The organism is Gimesia chilikensis (assembly GCF_007744075.1).
GTDB lineage: Bacteria > Planctomycetota > Planctomycetia > Planctomycetales > Planctomycetaceae > Gimesia > Gimesia chilikensis_A.
On record NZ_CP036266.1, the window covers coordinates 1990346 to 2010665 of the forward strand.

Here is a 20320-nt window from a genome sequence, read left to right on the forward strand (position 1 = left end):
ACTTGCTTATTCATATTTTGTCGCAACAACGCGATTGAAAATGTGAAAAGTAAATTATCTGAGCCAGGAATTTTACCTGGTCGGTTGGCACCGGCAGATTAAGCGGAGAGCCCAACCGGATCGGAAGCAAAATTCTGATTTCGAAAATTGGCCTGGATTCTGAAAGGGTATCACCATGTTAAGTTGGGCATTGATGTTTCTGATTATTGCACTGATTGCGGGACTGTTTGGGTTTGGACTGGTTGGTGGCATGGCCTATGGTGCAGCTAAAATCTGCTTCTTCATCTTCCTCGTACTGGCGATTTTCAGTCTGTTGACCGGTCGACGGGTTCCTACTGACTAATTCCTGAACAGGTATTTAAAACAGTCGATTAATAATCTGCTGGAGCACTCAACCGACGGCATGTTTACGAATGTGTCGTCGGTTCGTGCGCTATAGTAGTTCCCGATGGTAGTGAGAGGCCAGGAGAGAAGAGCTTTGCGAAATTCAACTGTAATTATATTGATCATCGTAGCTGTAGTTGCGATGGCATTTGGGGGCTGGATTTCATTTAACGATAGCGGGGAGAAAGCCAGCGTCACGATTCACAAGGAAAAAATTAAGCAGGATACAGAATCTGCAGTAGAGCAGGGAGAAAAGCTTGTGAATAAGGCGACAAGTAAAAGCAAAGAGTTAATTGATCAGGAGACTCAGGGCGAGCCAGCTAGTGAAAATGCAACTGACATAGAGTAAACTGAGCCTGCTGCCTCCCCTTGAAATTTCAGTATAAGACTTCAAAGTCTTCAATTCGCACTTTCATCTTTTAGAATCTAAGCAGACTTCTCGACTGATAAATGTCTGAAGATGATCCATTTCAATTTCACCTCACCAATTTAGTAGAATAAGAGTCTGGAATTTGATAACTTCATTTGAAGTCCACTTCCCTGGTTTATCGTTTTGAATCAATCGAAAAATGCTATGAAAGTATAAGCTACGCATGGTTCCTTCCTCGCCGAATGAGAATATCCCCAATTCAGCACTCTGGGCTTCTGATGAACAATTGCAGAAGATTATCGATTCTGCTCTGGATGCTGTCATTACTATGGATATGGAGGGGCTGGTAGTAGATTGGAATCGACGTGCGGAGGAGATCTTTGGCTGGTCTTACGATGAAGCAGTTGGGAATCCTCTGGTTGATCTGATCATTCCGGAGCAGTATCGTCTGCAACACCTCGACGGTTTGAGACTTTTTAAATCGACAGGCAAGGGGCGAGTCATCAACCAGAAGCTGGAGCTAACCGCTCTCAGGAGAAATGGTCACGAGTTTCCTGTGGAACTGATGGTTACCAAAGTCGACTGGAAAGAGCAGACCATCTTTAATGCTTTTGTTCGCGATGTTTCGGATCGCAAGGAAGCGGAACAGTTAATTGCACGGGAAAAACTTGAGGCTGCGCTTCTACAACAGGCCAGTTTTGCTTCATCGACCATTGATGCTCTGGAAGATGCCTTAAGAATCTGTGTCGCTAATCTCGGCGAAATTTCCGGCTGGCCTGTCGGGCATGCATTCCTCATGAATCAAAATGGAACTCGTCTGGTCTCTTCGCGGATCTGGCATTTTTCCAATCGAGATAATTTTCGAGCATTGGATGAGGCTTCCCAGCAACTCAGTATTTCCCGTGGTGAGGATTTGCCCGGACAAGTCTGGCAACGCGGCGAACCGGTCTGGATTACAGATATTGAGCATGATCAATCACTCCAGTCTCCCCGCGACTTTTCGTCACTGGGGGTACGCTCTGCATTTGGATTTCCCGTGAAACTCGATGGCGAGGTTATCGCAGTCGTAGAATTCTTTAATACGCGGCTGACAACCCCTGATCTGAATCTGCTGGCACTGGCACGTGGGGTGGGAAACCTGATCCGCCATGTTATTGAACGTGTGCAATGGCAAGAAGAACGAACTCGACTGGCCGCGATTGTGGAGTCTTCAGGGGACGCCATCATCGGCAAGGCGCCCGATGGTACAATCACCTCCTGGAATAAAGGGGCCGAGGAAATCTATGGCTGGATGGCGGATGAAGTTATTGGCGAGACAGTGTCGGTCTTACTGCCTCCCGGGATGGCTCGTGAGGAATCAGAGATTTTGGAAGCAATGAAGACGGGACGTCGCCTCGATCAATTTCAGACACGACGGGTGAGAAAAGATGGTTCGATCATCGATGTTTCCATATCAGTTTCACCAATCCGTGGAATGGATAACCAGATTGTAGGAACTTCTACGATTGAGCGAGATATCACTGCACGCCGACGACGAGAAGAGGAGCTCAGCAAGGCACGCGATGAAGCAGAGCAGGCAACCCGCACACAAAGTGAGTTTCTGGCAAACGTCAGTCACGAGCTGAGGACACCCATGAACGCGATTCTGGGAATGCTTGAACTGACTCTTCAGGAAGACTTAACTCCGTTAAAACGGGACTACCTGCAGACAGCAAAAGACTCCGCCGACTCACTGTTGCTTCTGGTAAATGACATTCTGGATTTCTCACGACTTGAGGCGGGTCGCTTTGAGCTGGAGCCCGTTGCCTTCAATTTGAGAGAACTTATTGATGAGGCAATCAAAACGCTCTCTCTCCGCGCCTGTGAAAAAGGGCTGGAGGTAATCTGTCGCATTGATCGGCGTGTGCCGGCGCGCGTCATTGGAGATCCGGTCAGGTTGAGACAGATTTTAACTAACCTGGCAGGTAACGCGATAAAATTTACCGAACAGGGTGAAGTCGTTGTTGATGTCAAGTTTATCGAAGAATCAGTCTATTCTCCTGCAGATGGTCGATCTGCTATTGAACCGATCATCGGCAAACATACTGAAAAACAAGTACTTCTGGAATTCAGTGTGTCGGATACCGGCATCGGTATTGCACCGGAAGATCAAGAGCGGATCTTTGCTCCATTTGCTCAAGCGGATGCTTCTACAACCAGGCATTATTCAGGAACTGGCTTGGGACTGGCAATTTGTCACGAACTAATCAGCCTCATGAAAGGCCAGATGAAACTGAAAAGTGATCTGGGAAAAGGTAGCCGGTTTTCATTTCAGGTCGTATTCCCGGTTGCTGATCCGGAAGAAATAGAATTCCCAGGAGAGAAGTCGCGCGTATCTGAGTTAAAAGATCTTCCCGTACTGGTGGTAGACGACAACCAGACGAATCGTCTTATTTTAGAGGAAATGCTGTCTAACTGGTCAATGTCTCCCACCCCTGTAGAATCCGCGAAAGAAGCATTACAACATCTCAACTCAATCCAGGAAACTGAGACAGAATATCCTCTGGTAATCGTTGATGCGCTGATGCCCGAAACCGATGGTTTTATGCTGCTTGAGAAAGCTCGGGAAGAGGGGTTGCTTGATACGGCCACTATTTTGATGCTTTCATCAGCAGATCATCAGATATTCGGAGAGCGGTGTCAGGGGCTCGATATCTCGGCATTTCTGGAAAAGCCAATTTCCCAGTCTGATTTACTAGATGCCATTATGACCGCATTAAAAGGACCACAACTCGAGAGAAATGGTGTTGTGCAGATTAGCGAGACCAAACAGTCACTGCGTATCCTGGTAGCGGAAGATACACCAGCTAACCAGAAAGTAATTACAGCAATTCTGAAGAAGAGGGGGCACCAGTGTGTCATCGCCAATAACGGGCGCGAGGCTGTGGAATGGGTGCGCAATGATACCTTCGACGTCGTATTAATGGATGTGCAGATGCCAACCATGGATGGTCTGCAGGCGACAAGAATGATTCGCGAATATGAAGAGGATGCCGATGAGCATATCCCCATTATCGCGATGACTGCTTATGCCATGCGGGGGGATCGTGATAAGTGTATCTCTGCGGGGATGGATAATTATATCTCGAAGCCGATTGATGCCCCCAAGCTCATCAGGCTGCTGGAGCGACTGGCATCAAAATACCCGCGCCAGTCTAATCTAAACTCGGCGATTACCAGAGAAGAATCAGGCCCTCCCGCTGAGCCATCAGGCAGGAAATCGGAACAAACTCTAGCTGATTCCGCAGGTATCGTTTCAACTCAGCCTGTAATGGATATGAAGGCTGCGCTGGACCGTGTGGGGAATGATCCCGATCTACTCAACTCGATGGTCGGATATTTTTTTGAGGATGCACCTGGCTTGGTTCAAGTGATTTCTAAGCAGAATCAATCAGGAGATGCTGATGAAGTCGCGCGTGCAGCACATAGTCTCAAAGGGCTCTGCGCCAACTTCAACGCAGATGCGGCAGTAGGGGCTGCGAAGGTGATCGAAGAGATGGGACTGCAAGGAGATTTGCAGGGGGTTCCCGATGCAATTCCTGCCTTGGAATTGGAAATTGACCGTCTCACCAGCGAATTGACAAAATGGCGATCAGAACTCTGATCTCACTTGTCAGATTATCGGGTTAACTCTCATGCTCCCTCATTGATCGCTGAGCTGGCATTCTGTTCGCTGATCGTCCACGCTGAGCCCCACCATTTGTCGTAACTCCATGTTACGCCCCGGTTAGAGACCTCTTGATCTGTTTTGGTATGAGAAGTGCATATTAGATACTGAAAAAGATCACCTGATTTTCAGGCCCCATTCAGAAAGGATCAATTCAATGTCTACTAATGTCGAACACCAGGTTGCACCAAATCAATCAGTCGTCGCGGATGTTCTCCGGATTATTCTCGCAGTTCTTCTGCCACCGGTCGGTGTATTATTGCAAGTCGGGTTGGGAATGCATTTTTGGTTGAATATCGTTCTCACATTATGTGGTTACATCCCCGGGCTCGTGCATGCAATCTGGGTTATCGCCCGTAAATAAGTTCCCATACTCAATCAGCTGCTTCATTTTCGCTTATTAGATGAGGAATTATGTTTGCCATTGTTTCACTGATCGTAATCGTGGTGGTTTCAATCATCGTTGTCAGAGTGGCAACGGTTGCGTTATCACTGACCGGGCTCTCAAACCAGTTGGCGCGCTTCCAGGCCAGATCTGCATTTACCAGTACCGGATTTACGACCAGTGAAACTGAAAAAGTAATGCGACACCCGGTTCGCCGAAAAATCATTATGACGTTAATGATTTTGGGAAACGCGGGAATCGTTACAGCAATTTCTTCTTTGATTGTCTCCTTCGTCGGTGCTGAATCCAGCGGTGGACTATGGCTTCGAATCGCCTTGCTCGCTGTCGGTCTCTCGGCACTTTGGGTACTGTCTTATAGCGACTGGGTTGACCACCGTATGTCTGAATTTATTCAACGCGCGCTACAGCGATGGACTGATCTGGAAATTCGAGACTACGCCGGTCTGTTACACCTGACCGGGGAATACATCGTCGTGGAACTGAATGTGAACGCGAGCGACTGGCTGGCCGAGTCGAGTTTAAACGAGTTGAAGCTTAATGATGAAGGTGTTCTTGTTCTCGGGATTGAAAAAGAGGATGCGTCATATATAGGTGCACCGCGCGGCGATACGCAACTGGAAGTAAACGATCAGGTGTTGTTGTATGGCAAGGCAAGCGTCTTGAAAAACCTGGATGAGCGTCGGCGCGGTGCTGCCGGGAACTGGGAACACCATAAAGCCGTGGATGACCAGAAACGTTCTGAGGAACAGGAAGCTGTTGTCTCATAATCCTTCAATTATTGTTTAGCAGTAATGCTATGGTTTATTGATCAGCCTGGTAAATAGAAAGCAGGCCTGATTGATGTAGAAGTGCAAACTCCTGATTGTGATTTCCTGGGATAACGGCAATGGGATCTGTATTTTTGAGAGTTAGATCGTTAATGAGTTGCAATTGTCTTTGCTGAGTCTGATAGATCTCCAGAGCATTACTGCCTGCAACGATCAGGTTTCCATTTCGTTGAAAAGCAGTACAGGGATTATCCAGTCCTTCTCCGAAGTTGAATGTCGTATCTGAGCCAAATCCGTCCCAGATTACGGTTCCTCCCTGGTCAAATACCAGCGCGATTCGAATTTGAGTATTCGGATAAGACGCGGTCATCGAGCGAATTCGTCGATGAAAATTATCAAATTCTGCCCCCTGAGGATCAACAATTCCCAGATATGGGCCTACCCCGATAAACAGCTTGTTTCGTCTTTCAAGACAGGGGATCGGAAACTGAATCGCTCCTTCCTCAAGCTCGAGATCCCGGGGAAGCGGAATTGAATGACTGGAGATCAGATGATTTTCCCTATTATAGGTACTCGTCAGCAGGAGATCTCTTTGAATGGCCAGGTTCCAGGAGATTCCATCTAGTGAACCTGCAGTTGCCCCCAGAATAATATGCGGCAATCCGTTGAAATCACCCGCAGTCAATCTGCAGGGAAAGTGGTCCGACTCAGACAAAACCTGGGATTGAAACTGATCGCGGGCTGTGAGGACTCTTACATAAAGTTGATGTTCCGGTGAAGTGGTTTTAGGAATCAAGAGGATGGGGAAATCGTGAGTTTCACCTGGATTCAGTGACCAACTCAGGCGGGAGGGGACGTGAGAACCGTCCCACAAGCAGCGTTCCAGAACCAGTTGAGAGGTCTGAGGATTTACTCCTGCAGCGTAGATTGTTTCACCAATGGTAATTGCAGTCTGCCATTCAACGTCACTGGAAAGTTCAATCGTTCTAATCAGCTGGACTGATTTCCCAGGGCTTTTACGTTTAACAGGTTTACGCGCGGTATTTTTCTGTTGAAGATACCGTCCGGTATCTCGCTGCAAGAGTTTGTCTGAGGGAACCAGTTTACCGAGTTCCGTAACCAGAGCCTTTCGTTGAGTCAGGTCCGCATGATTCAGGCTTCGTGAGATCAGGATTCTCGCTTTTTCTTCAGCATGTCCAGTCACAACTCGATCAGGATACGTGGAACGCGTTTGCGCCAGAAATTCAATCAGAGGGAGTCGACCACTGAGGGGCAGATTGGTTTCCGATAGTTCATTGATTTTCTCTTGAGCCTCCTGATGTAAGCCATGTCTGGAATAAATTTCAAATAAATGATCGAGGCAGAGTCTGGCCTGCGATGAATGGGGCCAGCCCGATTCCAGTTCTGCGATTGCCTCATCAGTGGCTTTGATTTTATCTTCTAAAATACGAGCAGCCTGAGTCGGGAGTTGCTGCTGATGCAGTTGATTTGCTGCCCGGCGGTATGCTTCGATCGCTTTCTCTTCCTGGTCTAATTTTCGATGCAAATCGCCTACGGTTTCAAATTCTTTAAGTTCTTCATACTCGGTGATTGCTTCAGCCCAGAGACCACCTTCAACGAGGCATTCGGCAGCAGAGCGAGGTTGGTTAAGCTTGTCTTTGTAAAGAACGGCAGCCTCGCGCCACTGGCGACCAGATTTGAGTGTTTGTGCGGCAGCACTATAATCCCCCAGCAAGTGGGCATAGATGTAAGCTGCCCGTCTATAACGTCCAAGTTGGACTTCCCGGGTTGCTAATTCCCGATAGCGGTTCATTAATTCCAGTTGAGTTTCATAAGGAATATCCCAGAAATCAGCGGCTCCTCCCGATCCCATACTGGTGAAATCAACATTCATGTCACGCCTGGAGAGGGTGTCTCCGGGCGGGGCAACACCCCGGTGACCGGGATCGCCGCCCATAGGTAGTGCATATTTAAGACCTTCATCCGGATTGTTACCCAGCAGATTGAGCAGGCGTTTAATTTCTCTATTGCGTTTAGACTGATCCGGCCTGAACGCAGAAAACAGCTGTTTTCCAGCCCAGTTTTCCAGATGATTAATCCAGTTAGGGGCACCATGATTGCGGGTAGGTACCTTGCTCGTAAATGAAAGGATCGCCTTGGCAAACAGAGCATGCGGAAGCTTGAGTGGATTCGGAAGATTGTTGAATACAGATTCATCTGGATTTTTAGGGAGCTTCTTCAGGGAATCCTGGTCCGAACCAATCTCTTTTTCTTCCTCTTCAAATAACGTATCCAGACTAGGAAACTGAATCAGGGAGATCGTATGCAGCTGTGATGAGATTGCTATTCCAGGAACTGCATAATCCCAGTTGGAATCCCGTGAAATAGAGGGCTGAAAAAAATCCGCAACCGATAATTCATCCTGCTGCTCACAAGCGACGAGACCCGCTGCCGGATGCCAGATCCAGGTATAAGGGGAGCGCAGCAGGGTTTCCAGTTCCTGTAGCGAAACTGCTGGTCGAAGCGAAGCTTCAACCGGTAGATAAAGACGTGAAGCGATCTGCCCATAGGGTACTCCCTGTCGCGACCGAACCTGCTGATCCGAAACGGCCAGTAGACCACATGGCCTCCGGCTCTGATTTGACTCAGGAATCAAATACAGCTTGAGCGACATCTGGGCGACTTCCCATTGGCTGATCTCATCGATCCATACTTCGGGACGGTTACCCGGCAGAAACCAGGCTGTCGTGTCTCTAACAGGTTTTGGATGATATTGTAACTGGACGGTAGCCGTGTTCATGTCAGGTGCTCCCCGAATTTCTTGATCGCTGCATCAAAGATCGGTTGGGGACTGCTACATTCGTTTTCACTACAGAAATATGCATCGCCCCAGAAACGTCCATCATTGCACCAGCCTGATGTTCTACCCTCTACCAGGCAGAGAGAAACTTCAGGAATATTGATGTCTGCACTTTTAAGATGCAGCATGCCTCGAGAATCCAGGAAAGCCTGTGAACCATCATCCCAGGTAGCGACAGATAAATGACATCCCAGATCCCGGTTATGTTTGACCTGTTTAAAAGTTTTCAGTCGTCGTTGATCACTGGATGAGATTCGGGAACCCTGCAGCATGATATACTTTAAGTCCGGTTGATACGAAATCCGTAATGTTGACTGTTTTGTCGTTTTCAAAACCAGCTCACCTGATTCTGTCACCAGGATTCCCATAAACTTTTTGCGGATGTTTCGGCCGGAATTTTTCCAGTGCGCCGGCTGATCTATCCATTTCTGAATGTCTGGCCGCGCAGGTTTCAATTCGGCCTGCATGCTATATAGATTAAGGACACATCTGTCCCAGCTGAAAGTATTGTCCAGTTTGATCGCAACAATCTGCCCATCGGTGGAAATATCCTCGCTTGAGATTGATTCGACTTTGACAGAATCCATGACCGGAATGGTTTTCAGTTCTTCACGGGCGGGAAAATAGATTTTACCTCCCTTCCACAGGATACAGACTGGTCCAATATCAGGGTCACGTTCAAAAATGGTGACCACATCGCTGGGATTGACTGTTCCGAGGTTGAATTCGGTCATCACGGGCTGTCCCCGAGATATATCAAAGGAGAGCGCGAGCCACTGGCTCCGATCAATTGTGCGGAAAAAACGATCGCAGGCCAGAATCAAATCTGAAGAATAATGCGAGGAACCGACGCGTTCGCCTGTAGCAGGATCAATGGCGATAATGGTATTGAACGTTTCATTGACCAGAAACAGGAAGCCGTGATGGGCGCAGATCGCGGTGAATTCCATCTGCTTCAGTTCAATGGGAGTATGTGTGACGCTTTTCTGTTCCAAGTCTATGTGTACCAGTTGAAGTTCTGAATTCTGAAGATCACCTGTGAGCAGCGAAATTCTTCCCTGATCAGGAATCCCTGTTTTCCAGCAGATATTCCTGCCATTTAACTGGGGGATTCCAAATGCCAGCAACTGGGCTCCCGTATGTGATTTGGGCCAGTACAACAGAAGACCGGAATCTGTAACACCAATTTGTCCATAGCCGGGAACCCACCAGGTGACCTGTTTGTTCTGCTGGAATGAGTACGCGAGATTCAATGGAAAAGGATGAGTGGCAAAGATGGCCGGTAAACCTTCAAAACCCTCCTGTCTTACGAGGGGGGCAATCGATGTAGAAGCCGTGTCAAACAGGCTTTCAAGATCGAGTTCCAGATCACATATGATTTTATTACCCCGTAAGCTTTTCTCGATCAACTGGAAGTGACCATCCCGTTTAACAGTGGCGATGTGCAGAATATCGAGTTCTACAGTTCGTAGCGCAGTCTGAAATTCCGGGTCATGCCAGACGTCCTCAGTGATTAATAGCACCGGTTCCGGATCGGATTCTAGTTCTTCGAGTTGCTTAAGAAAATCAGGTAAAGCGAACGCCGGATGCAGATGACTATCCAGGGCTTGCAGGAGCTCTTCAAGACCTTCGCGAGATGCCAGATCTACAGTTTCGAGTCGTTTCTGAAATGCCCGGAACGCTCTGAATTCAGTCTGTTGATCGGTAGAAGCAGCCAGGGCCATCGCGACTGCAGCCAGATAGACACGCGGAATGCCCCAGGTACGAATTCCGCAGTCGATGAGTAAAGTCCTGCACCGTTGCGGTGGATGTGGCGATGCTTCCCTGCGCAGATAGAGGGCTTCATTCACTGCGATCCGCACAGTTAAAGTTAAGTCATCATTGGCGAGTTCGCTGAGCAGTAAGCGATCAAGGGGCCCACGATTGCAGATATCAGAAACACCACCATGTGCCAGGTCTTCCGGCTCTGCAACTGGCCGAGGAATGGAGACTGCCGCTAATAGGTTCTGAGCCAGCCTGGCCAGGCCACTGTGTTCCCGATCTTCTTTCAATTCAGCGATGAGTTGTCGGACCTGATCCGCAAAGGGGATGTCCAGTGCATCCGGGAGAGGCAATTCATCCAGCCCGGTTGTCTCGCGCAGCCTTAATTTTTCCGTATCAAGCTGTGCCAGTCCGTTGAGGAAATGACTGACTTCCTTGAGCGTCAATCGCTGGGAGAGTTTGCCTTGAATACTCTCCAATATCGGGTCAAAGATGACCTCTTCCAGTCCTGAGGAGACTTCGTCGACGATGGCTCGTGCCAGTTCGGGAGACGTCCTTTGGCTTGAGAAATCAAAAACGCATTCAGCAATCAGTGCTTTACCCTGTGGCCGGGAACGCAGTTCACCAGGCAATTCCTGAACTTTTTTCAGACCTGATTCCAGGATTCCCTGTGTGGATGAGAGCGCTTCTGTTCTGGAAACGACAGGGGAAAGCGAGGCGAAATCTTTGACCTGTGCTTCAAGCCGTTCCAGGTCATGAATCGGATCTCGCATCCCCGCCAACAGAATTAATAACAGGTCGAATGGAGGTAGCCCCTGCGGAGCAAGGTGCGAAAGAATTTCCTCCAGTTCCTGTCGAAACAGGATTGTACTTCCATCCTGCCAGGCAATCACTTCTCCTGCATCAGTCCACTTCCAGAATGCGTCCCGGGAAGGGATCAGGTATTTGCGAATATCTTTACTGAAGTCACTCATGAAGATAAGTATTCCCACTCACACTGGATCAGAGGACGAAGTGTTATCGAACCGCTGAAGTGTCAATCTGACAGAGGAGCGTGTTATTGGAGTGAACTGGTCCGCGCGAATTAACTCGCGTGACTGATCCGCGTGAAGTAAAACAACATCACCCGGATTAAGCTTGAACAGTGACTGCAGAACATCTGCATCCACCTGCGGAGACCATACCCAGCCCGCTGCAACAGCGATCCCCTTTTGTTCACAGAAAAAAGATCCTTCAATTGAGGGCAGGGGAGAACCCCGAATAATGGTTCTTTGCTGACTGTCGACTGCGTATTGCAATGGTTTCAAACGGATCTGCGAATCGCAATCGATCAGTTTTTTTAAATTGACAAGCGTTGTCAGCAATACGTTCGCCTTCAGATTCTGTTGACTGCGCACCAGCTCAAACGAGAGACGGTCATCTGTCTTTCCAGCCAGGGCGGGAGCCTGCAGTTGTACGGTTAACCATTCCGGAAGTGGCAGCCATTCCGTTTCAGGCAGATAACCCAGGGGGACATGGCGACCGGCGGGAATGAGTTGCGCGTCTTTTTGCAGATCAAAAAGTTCACTGTCGGGAATTGATCGCAGTGTTCGTGTGAGATTCTCATCCAGCGTTGAACCACGGAGCCAGATTTCCTGGTCCAGGGCGCTAGCCTGAATCTGTTTCTCCAGCCGGAGTGAGCTCAGCGATTTCAATTGCTCTGCAGGGAGACGCAGTACCCAATGTGTTGTCATTGATCTGTCCGAAATGAACTGATTTTGATCGAATCGCCGACTTAATCTGAGAGCGAATGCAGTCGCTCACGCAGTTTATCGATTTTTTCAGTAAGAAACGTTTTTTGTTGATCCGATTCTACCCACTGACAACGCGAGGCAAGAAGAGTAACCTGATCCTGTAACTGAGCTCGTTCGATCTCTGTGAGACTTTCGTCATCACAGCGTTGTTCCAGTTGCTCGATATCGCGAACCAGTAATTCGGGGTCGGGGACGTCTGCGGAACGTGAACGGGGATGTCCTGACTGTTTTTCCGTTTCATCTGCCTGGTCAATGGCATCATTCACCAACGAGGCCAGGATTTCAATCTGCTCTTCCGTGTGCCAGATGGAACGCAGAATCCAGAAATCGGTACGGTTAACTTTCAATCTACCGGATAGAATCGCACTGGCAGCCAGCAGACGCTGCAGTTTCACAGCGCGACGGTCCGAGACATCAATTCCTGCTTTCCGCATACGATGAATCAACGCGACATAATCAGACTGGACCTGACTGAAGTTTGCCTGCGCGAGGCTGTTTTGCAAGCTGCGAATCTCATCAATGGACATGGTCCCCTGTGTCTGTTCACGCTTGACGTCCATTTTCCAGCCAGCCGTCAATACCTGTGACAACTGATCGGGTTCGACATTATCACAACGCACGCGGACCAGAAAGCGGTCAAACAACGCGCTCAGTGCACTATCCTCGGGCAGGTGATTACTGGCTCCGACTACCATCAGGGTCGGCAGTGCCCTCGTTTCACGTCCCCTTCGGAAGATACGTTCATTGAGTACCATCAACAGGCTGTTCAGAATCGCGCTATTGGCATTGAGCAGTTCATCCAGGAATACAAAAGTGGCCTCCGGCAACATCCCCTCAGTATTCGTGATCAGTTCACCTTCACGGAGTTTGCGAATATCAAAAGGTCCGAAAATCTCGTTGGGTTCGGTAAATCGAGTGAGGAGATAGTCAAAGATATTGCCTTCAATCCGTCGAGACAAATCCTGCACTAGCGCACTTTTAGCAGTTCCGGGGGGGCCCAGCAAAAAGAGGTTCTCACGTGCTACCAGGCAGATGCCGAGCAGATCAATGATTTCATCTTTACCCACAAATGTCTGTTTCATGGGTGATAGAATCGTATCTTTCAGCTTTTGGCTGAGTGCCAACTCTTCAGACTGCGGCTCAGTTGTCTGGTCCATCTTGCTGTTTTATTTCATGTTGGATGTGTTTGTGGATATTGGGCGCAAGTTCAGGATACATTCCCCAGGATGCCTCGACAAGTGTTCTGACGCGTGGGGCAGCCAGGCGTGAGCCATCGTTTCTTGCCAGGATGCGGTCGCAATAAAGTCGGAGCAGTCCGGGACAATTAACGAAACCCTCAATCGGGAACGGTACAGCAATCTCTTTTATTCCGACAGACGATAAAGGCCAGCGGTTCGCCCAGTCATTCAGATGTTTCAGTAGCGGGTCATTTTCCATCATTGATTTTGAAAGGCGAAACAGATCAGGCAGAAATCGAAATACCAGATCGACTGCATAATGTGACTCAGGCGTATCAGGGAAATTTTGTATCTCGTTTAATTCTTCATCGAGTTGCTGAGGGGGCGCATTGCGCAGAACGACAAATTGACAGGCACGATAAAACAAAACTGCGGCTCGTTCAGCCAGGGTGATATCGAGGGAGGGAATCTCTCGAGGCAATTCCAGTCGATATAGCTTCTCAAAATTTCTGATGACTTCCCTTGCATCCAGGAGTTCGTCTTCCTGAAGTGATTCGATTTCTGGAACCAGAACATGTCCATCATCAAACAGTGATTCGAGAAATATCGGAAAGGAAGACATAGGAGAAGATCTGCCTGTCGTCAGGATGCGATATCAGTATACCGGATTGAAAATGTAAGACTCATCTTAAAATAGACAATGCAGAGATGGATGTATAGTGAGAAGTTCGAGGAATCATTTACGAGCCGAATCAGACACGTTACTTGCTCTGAATTGTGATATTTGAACTTTGCTGATACAGATTCCACTCTGGTTTTCTATAATAACTGGACACCAGATAAACCAATCAGGATCAGACTTATCTTGACAGAACAACAAGGTTTAACGAAGATCCACCTCAATGAAATACTATTAAAATAGTAGTATTTTGATATTCATGAAGACTCACACGGAACCGCGATTGTAAGCGCGTCAGAAATTCAGAGGGATTATGAATTTACAGATTCGGCAACGCGAGCCGGAATTGATGGATCAGCCGGGACTTAGTGATGCTGAGCATGGTAGTGCACTTACTGGCTTAAGTCGCGTGAACTGGTTCAGCCGCAGTAGTTCCATCTTCTGGGGGCCTCTGTCAAAGCTGGCTCAGACAATTGATCAGAGACCCGTGAAGATCCTGGATATTGCCAGCGGAGGGGGCGATGTCAGTATCGATCTGGCGATGCGCGCTCGACAGACGGGACTGGACATCGAAATCTCCGGGTGTGACATCAGTGAATATGCCGTCAAACATGCGACCGAAAGGGCTCAACAGAAAGGGTTGGAGAAGATTCATTTTTTCCAGAGTGATATTTTCCAGGAACCTGCAGAACGTAAATACGATCTTGTGATGTGTTCGCTATTTCTGCATCATCTCGATGAACCCCAGGCGGTACAACTGATGCAATGGATGTCAGAATCAACCAGGCATTTATTGCTGATAAATGATCTGCGCAGGACCCGACTGGGGTACTGGCTGGCCTGGTGTGGCTGCCGTTTATTAACGCGTTCGCCAATTGTACACACTGATGGTCCTGTTTCCGTCGCGGCGGCATTTTCAATTGACGAGACAGAACAGTTGGCCCGACAGGCAGGCTTAAACCAGATTCAAGTATCCCGACACTGGCCTCAAAGATTTCTGCTGGAGTGGAGTCGGGTATGACTGCGCTTAAGTCAATCAGTATCGCGGATGCGAGCAGGCAAGAGTGGGATATACTTGTCATTGGTGCCGGACCTGCGGGCACTGTAGCGGCTCATCAGGCAGCCAGGTCAGGACTCAAAACACTTCTCGTCGAAAAAAAAGTGTTTCCACGTTACAAAGTCTGTGGCGGTTGTCTCAATCAGAGAGCTGTGAATGCGTTACAGGAAGCAGGGTTGGCAGCAGCCCTCGATGAACTCGATGCCGTTCACTTGGATCAGTTTGAAATGCGTTACCAGGGACGGGCATTAAAGATTCCCCTGCCCGGAGGAATGGCAGTCTCCCGTTCTGCATTGGACCTTCAGCTGGTTCGAATGGCTCAGCAGTCAGGAGTCAGTTTTCTTGCTGAGACGAAGGCACTGGTATGTAACGAAGCAATTTCTGGTTTCACTCGCAAAATTGATTTATATCAGCAGGGAGCATTATGTGGAGTGGCCCGGGCGCGAGCTGTATTAGCAGCAGATGGTCTTGGTCATCCCAGCCTGAAACAATGTGGGGAGTTCGAAAGTAAGATTTCTCACGATTCTCGAATTGGTGCAGGAGTCATCTTGCCCGGTGATCAAATCTCAGATTATCCTGCGGGCACGATTCATATGGCAATTCACAGGCACGGCTATGTGGGGCTGGCACGTGTCGAAGCGAATCAACTGAACGTGGCTTCTGCCATCGATCGTGAATTTATTAAACATCAGCAGAGTCCAAATGCCGCAGTGATCAGCATCATGGAAGAATCAGGGTTTTCTGTTCCTCCGGTGATGAGAAGTATGAATCTCAAAGGGACGATTCCCTTGACCAGGAAAACGGTGAGGCCTGCCTCCCATCGGCTGTTACTGGTGGGGGATGCTGCCGGATATCTGGAGCCATTTACGGGTGAAGGGATGTCAAATGCGATATCGGAAGGGGTTGCTGCTGTGCGTATCGCGTCGAACGGATTGCAAGACTGGGATCAATCTCTTGAACAGCAGTGGTTGCACACGCATCAGACTTTGACAGAGGGACGCTCACACTGGTGCCGCTATCTGTCTCAGCTTTTACGCTCTCCAACAGCAATCAACGTTGGACTGCGGTTGTTTCGCTGGTTTCCCAATATGGCCCGGCCCATCGTTGCCAGCTTAAATCATTAAATCGCAATTGTAGCGAGATCGAGTATTACAGATGAGTTTTGAAATTCTTGGAATCGGAACAGTCAATCCAGTGCATTCAATCGAGCAGATTGAAGCCGCCACACATGCGGAGGCACTCAGCTGTTCGGCGGAATCAACAGAACAGCAGCGACGGTTACTGCCAGTTCTGTATCGAAGAGCCGGTGTTAAAACACGACACAGTGTCGTGCTGGAGAGCAGCACCAATGGTGAGATGGCACGACAGAGTTTCTATCCTCCCGCAGAATCAGAGTCTGATCAGGGGCCAACGACATCACAGCGGATGCAGGCATATGAATCGAATGCAGCTTCCTTGGCCGTTTCAGCAGTGGAAGCAGCGTTGCAGGATAGTCAGGTAGCCCCTGGTGAGATTACCCAGCTGATCACAGTTTCGTGCAGTGGATTCAGCGCTCCCGGTTTTGATATTGCGCTGGTTAGAGAATTGGGCTTGCCAGCAGATGTGGCCCGTACACACGTCGGATTTATGGGCTGTCATGGTGCCTTAAACGGGTTGCGGATTGCCAAGGCTTTTACTGACAATGACCCCCAGGCAAGAGTTCTGGTCTGTGCGGTTGAATTGTGCAGCCTGCATCAGCAGTACGGCTGGTGTCCGGATAAAATTGTAGCGAATGCGTTGTTTGCGGATGGTGCTGCGGCCGTTGTGGGAAAACAGGCTTCTGGAGAGGTTGTTGATCATTGGCAGCTGATCGCATCCGGATCAACGATCGTACCGGACTCCGAAGAGATGATGAGCTGGCGCATTGGCGACAATGGTTTTGAGATGACACTCTCCCCTCGCATCCCGGATCTGATCCATCAAAATTTGCGACCCTGGCTCAAGCAATGGTTACTGCAGCAGGGAATGAGCATTGAAGATGTGGGGAGTTGGGCGATCCATCCCGGGGGCCCTCGCATTCTGAGTGCGGTCGCGGAAACAGTTGGTTTTGAGGAATCTCTGCTAAGTCCTTCCCGAGAAGTTCTGGCACGTTATGGAAACATGTCTTCTCCTACCGTGCTGTTTATTCTCAAAAAACTCCAGGCAGAACAGGCACGCTTACCCTGTGTCATGCTGGGCTTTGGTCCTGGGCTGACCATTGAAGCCGCTTTGATTAATGATTGTGATCTGTCTCAGGCTTAAGCTCAAAGCATCGTCCCAGAGGGCTTAAAAGTAGAGCCGGCAGGACGATCAGATCGCCCAGCAGGGCCATCATTAACAGTCCCGCCATCATCCAGGCAAATCGGGATGTAGGTACAAAACTACTCAGTGCGAACACAAGCAGTCCGAGGCCGCAGATCAGTGATGTCTGAATCATCGCCTTTCCGCAATGTCGATAAGCATAGAGCACTGATTCCCGGGACGAATGTCCCTCATCCAAATGGCGGCGGAAGAAGGTCAGATAGTGCAGGGTATCATCGACGGCGATACCGAGTGCCACACTGGCTGTCATTACAGATCCGATATCGACAGCGACGGACAACCAGCCCAGTAGTCCGAAGATCATCAACGGTGGAAACACGTTGGAGACCATGGATACTAAGCCCGCAGCAAGTCCGCCTTGTACGATCGTCATGACAACCGCAATGATCAAAAATGCAAACAGAAAGCTTTTAAACAGATCCTGCATTAACTGCCGTTGAATTTCGTGAACCAGAGGCATGATACCGGTCTGTTGTGTTGTTACGCCTGCAGGAATCGTTTCAAACTTATTCATCAGAGCTGATTCTACGTGTGTCCCGATCTGCTCCAGGCACGCATTATAGTCCACATCGTTGAGTGCGCTGACATACGCGGTAATTCGGAACAGATGCTTGCCGTCGATTTCTTTCAGATATCCTGCGTTCATAAACTGAGGTTTGAAACGTGTCAGTGCTTCATTGAGCTGGTATTGAAATAATTCGTCCGAAAGATTCTCTGGGCGATGAAATCGGGGGGCAAATGACATGGTCGAAATCGTGCGATTGACCATGCTGGTCTTACGCAGGCTGCGTTCGATATCCCAGACCATCAGTAACTGTTCACGAAACGTCAGGTCCACGTCAGGAGAGCAGGTCAAAACCACTTCGATCGGGACGAGTGAGCCAACATGATCTTCCAGCCAGCCATAGTCATTCAGTATTTTGCTGTTCTCAGAAAATAGTGTTTCGATACGCACGGAAGCAGAGATTCGGGAAATTCCCAGACTGGCTGCCAGCATCGCGAGCAGAGCCAGACAGACAATCACGGTATGGTTTCTTTTTAAAATTGTTGTCAGAAAGTACCAGATGTCGTGTCGATCTTCCTGGATGACTTCAGTTTCATTTGTCGATTTCGCAGGCCGTTTGAGAGGCCAGACAGTGAAGACTCCCGGAATCAGGCTTAACAGCAGTCCTGTAGTAATCAGCACACCACAGGCGGCGTAACCGCCGAACAGTCGAATCGGTGTCAGTCCGCTGACGAGCAGAGAAGCCAGTCCAATTGCAGTCGTCCCTGCAGAGAGCAGACAGGGCAGCCAGCCAACCTGAAAAGCATACGCAGCAGGATTGGTAATCTGCGGGTCTTTGACTGCATCAAAGTAATAGTTGACCAGATGAATTCCACCCGCGACTGCGAGTACCTGAATTAACGGTGGTAGCACGATCAACAGGGCCGTGATACTTTCTCCACTGTAATGAATCAATGCCAGTGTAATACCCTGGGCCAGAAGCGAAAGACCAAAGACGAGCAGTGCCGCGCGGATCGAACGCAGGCAGATCCAGCAGATTAACAGAACCATCAAGGTTGAGGGGAGGACGAACCTGTCCATGGAATCTTTGCTGGCCAGGTCAATTTCCAATCCATCTATGATGGGACCTGCCAGATAACATTCTTCTGCTGAAACCTGACAATGAGTTTTCAGGGCAGATTGGATTTCGCTCACCAGCTCTTTTCGTTTGAGTAGACCGGCTGGCGTGAAATTTACAACAATACAGGTTGTTTTATGGTCATTTCCAATGAAAGTTCCATCGAGTCGATGGTGGACTTCCCGGTCATTCAAACGCATGGCAGGAGTGCTTAAAGAGAGATAAATCTCTCTGCCGGAGATCACGCGTTCAAAATACCATTGTCCGGAATTATCCTTAAAAACAGCATTTGTGCGCAGCGCGGAAACAAACTGATCCAGATCCGGATTGTCCAGCTTACAATCTTTCCAGCTGACGATTACGGTATCTGCATTGCCGAACTGTTCCCGGAAACGATCATAGTCTGCCCGGGCAGGGAAAGTTCCATCGACCCAGTCCAGTGGGGAATTGACTTTGGTCTGAAGTGCCTGAAAAGCCCCGTAGCCGACGAATGGCAGTAGAATCAGCAGGTAGATCACCAGTAACCAGAATCGTTTACGATGAATCAACATGACGCTGATGCTTTAAGAATGGGAGAATGTGAAGCAGAGGAGTCGAAGAAGAATCGATTGCTCAGGTTGTCTGGAGGGGAGTTTTTTCAAGTGATTTTACAGGTGTAACTTTCGTCTTTCGCTTTCCCAGGGGACCAAAAAAGATGAAGGGATAGCCGGGAACTCTGGATTGATAGTCCCGATAGGGTTTTCCAATATAGAAACTGAGACGTTCATCTTTCAGATAACTTCCGATGAATATATAAGCCGTCCAGATTCCTGTCAGAACCGCGCGATCCAGTGTCATTAAAGGTGTGAACCAGAGTAAGCCCATGAAGCTCAGGTAAACCGGATGCCGCAGGCAGCAGTAGAGACTCCGTGGTTGAAAATCCCTTCTGGGGAGTGGCTGTTTTCTCAGCCAGTACCACCATTGAGTGAGACCGGTCTGATAGCCCAGACCAGTCAGGTTGAGACTGTAGAGCAGCGTAAGCCACGATCCATAAAAGCCGGCTGTCATCAGCCAGCCTCCCCAACCTGACAGATTCCAGATTTCTACGGGGCTGCTGCGCCAACAGAATGCTGTTAACAGAATTCCCACACAGGTTTGCACGCAGAACAGACTACCATAGAACTGCGAAGGAAGCCTGCGCGTGATAGCAGTGCGTATGCCGGGGTAAAGCAACAGACTGTGTCCGACCGCGAACTGGATTGCCAGCAGTGCATCAATTGCCAGAGACCCAATTGCGTGGTGACTGAAGTCTTCTTTCAGAAACCAGAACAGGTACCAGACTGTGATCAGGAACAGCAACTGTGTTGCGATCCCGAATACAATACCTACGAAACGTCGCATCCTTGCTTCCTCGAGGT

15 protein-coding genes are annotated in these 20320 nt (G+C 49.0%); 8 read left to right on the forward strand and 7 right to left on the reverse strand.

The window, feature by feature from the left end:
- The first annotated feature begins 175 nt into the window (after positions 1–175).
- The 5 genes from HG66A1_RS07585 to HG66A1_RS07605 all read left to right on the forward strand — a co-directional run bounded on the left by HG66A1_RS07585 (position 176) and on the right by HG66A1_RS07605 (position 5633).
- On the forward strand, positions 176–343 hold the full coding sequence (locus HG66A1_RS07585; RefSeq protein ID WP_145181643.1) for a DUF1328 domain-containing protein: 168 nt from the start codon (positions 176–178) through the stop codon (positions 341–343).
- A gap of 135 nt (positions 344–478) precedes the next feature.
- On the forward strand, positions 479–733 hold the full coding sequence (locus tag HG66A1_RS07590) for a hypothetical protein (protein ID WP_145181645.1): 255 nt from the start codon (positions 479–481) through the stop codon (positions 731–733).
- Positions 734–977: 244 nt separating this feature from the next.
- Positions 978–4397 (forward strand): PAS domain S-box protein, encoded by a 3420-nt coding sequence (locus HG66A1_RS07595; RefSeq protein WP_145181647.1) that lies wholly within the window; start codon positions 978–980, stop codon positions 4395–4397.
- Between the two features lie 220 nt (positions 4398–4617).
- Complete coding sequence (locus tag HG66A1_RS07600; RefSeq protein WP_145181649.1) at positions 4618–4824, forward strand: YqaE/Pmp3 family membrane protein; 207 nt, start codon at positions 4618–4620, stop codon at positions 4822–4824.
- Positions 4825–4874: 50 nt separating this feature from the next.
- The gene (locus HG66A1_RS07605) at positions 4875–5633 is read left to right on the forward strand and encodes a TrkA C-terminal domain-containing protein (protein ID WP_145181652.1); all 759 of its coding nucleotides are present in this window, start codon (positions 4875–4877) and stop codon (positions 5631–5633) included.
- A 34-nt stretch (positions 5634–5667) separates the two neighbouring features.
- Here the strand turns inward: HG66A1_RS07605 and HG66A1_RS07610 are convergent, their stop codons facing one another.
- Genes HG66A1_RS07610 through HG66A1_RS07630 form a run of 5 tightly spaced genes read right to left on the reverse strand, consistent with a single transcriptional unit; the run spans position 5668 to position 13847 of the window.
- Positions 5668–8433: a hypothetical protein gene (locus HG66A1_RS07610; protein WP_145181655.1), complete on the reverse strand. Its 2766-nt coding sequence runs from the start codon at positions 8431–8433 to the stop codon at positions 5668–5670.
- Positions 8430–11228: a hypothetical protein gene (locus HG66A1_RS07615; protein ID WP_145181658.1), complete on the reverse strand. Its 2799-nt coding sequence runs from the start codon at positions 11226–11228 to the stop codon at positions 8430–8432. Before HG66A1_RS07615 ends, HG66A1_RS07610 begins: the two co-directional genes overlap by 4 nt.
- A gap of 18 nt (positions 11229–11246) precedes the next feature.
- Complete coding sequence (locus HG66A1_RS07620) at positions 11247–11987, reverse strand: hypothetical protein (protein WP_145181661.1); 741 nt, start codon at positions 11985–11987, stop codon at positions 11247–11249.
- Positions 11988–12028: 41 nt separating this feature from the next.
- The gene (locus HG66A1_RS07625; protein ID WP_145181664.1) at positions 12029–13204 is read right to left on the reverse strand and encodes an AAA family ATPase; all 1176 of its coding nucleotides are present in this window, start codon (positions 13202–13204) and stop codon (positions 12029–12031) included.
- Complete coding sequence (locus HG66A1_RS07630; protein WP_232106771.1) at positions 13188–13847, reverse strand: hypothetical protein; 660 nt, start codon at positions 13845–13847, stop codon at positions 13188–13190. Before HG66A1_RS07630 ends, HG66A1_RS07625 begins: the two co-directional genes overlap by 17 nt.
- 370 nt (positions 13848–14217) lie before the next feature.
- Here HG66A1_RS07630 and HG66A1_RS07635 point away from each other — a divergent pair, with 370 nt between their 5' ends.
- The 3 genes from HG66A1_RS07635 to HG66A1_RS07645 are packed head-to-tail and all read left to right on the forward strand — an operon-like array spanning position 14218 to position 17241.
- Positions 14218–14925 carry a methyltransferase domain-containing protein gene (locus HG66A1_RS07635; RefSeq protein ID WP_145181670.1) on the forward strand — a complete coding sequence of 236 codons (708 nt, stop codon included), beginning with the start codon at positions 14218–14220 and terminating at the stop codon, positions 14923–14925.
- Positions 14922–16085 (forward strand): NAD(P)/FAD-dependent oxidoreductase, encoded by a 1164-nt coding sequence (locus HG66A1_RS07640; RefSeq protein ID WP_145181673.1) that lies wholly within the window; start codon positions 14922–14924, stop codon positions 16083–16085. The genes HG66A1_RS07635 and HG66A1_RS07640 overlap by 4 nt, the downstream gene beginning before the upstream one ends.
- A 31-nt stretch (positions 16086–16116) precedes the next feature.
- The gene (locus HG66A1_RS07645) at positions 16117–17241 is read left to right on the forward strand and encodes a type III polyketide synthase (protein ID WP_145181676.1); all 1125 of its coding nucleotides are present in this window, start codon (positions 16117–16119) and stop codon (positions 17239–17241) included.
- Here the strand turns inward: HG66A1_RS07645 and HG66A1_RS07650 are convergent.
- On the reverse strand, positions 17213–19474 hold the full coding sequence (locus HG66A1_RS07650; protein WP_145181680.1) for an efflux RND transporter permease subunit: 2262 nt from the start codon (positions 19472–19474) through the stop codon (positions 17213–17215). The two genes, HG66A1_RS07645 and HG66A1_RS07650, sit on opposite strands and share 29 nt — an antisense overlap.
- Before the next feature lie 61 nt (positions 19475–19535).
- Positions 19536–20303 carry an NnrU family protein gene (locus tag HG66A1_RS07655; RefSeq protein WP_145181683.1) on the reverse strand — a complete coding sequence of 256 codons (768 nt, stop codon included), beginning with the start codon at positions 20301–20303 and terminating at the stop codon, positions 19536–19538.
- Positions 20304–20320: the final 17 nt, after the last annotated feature.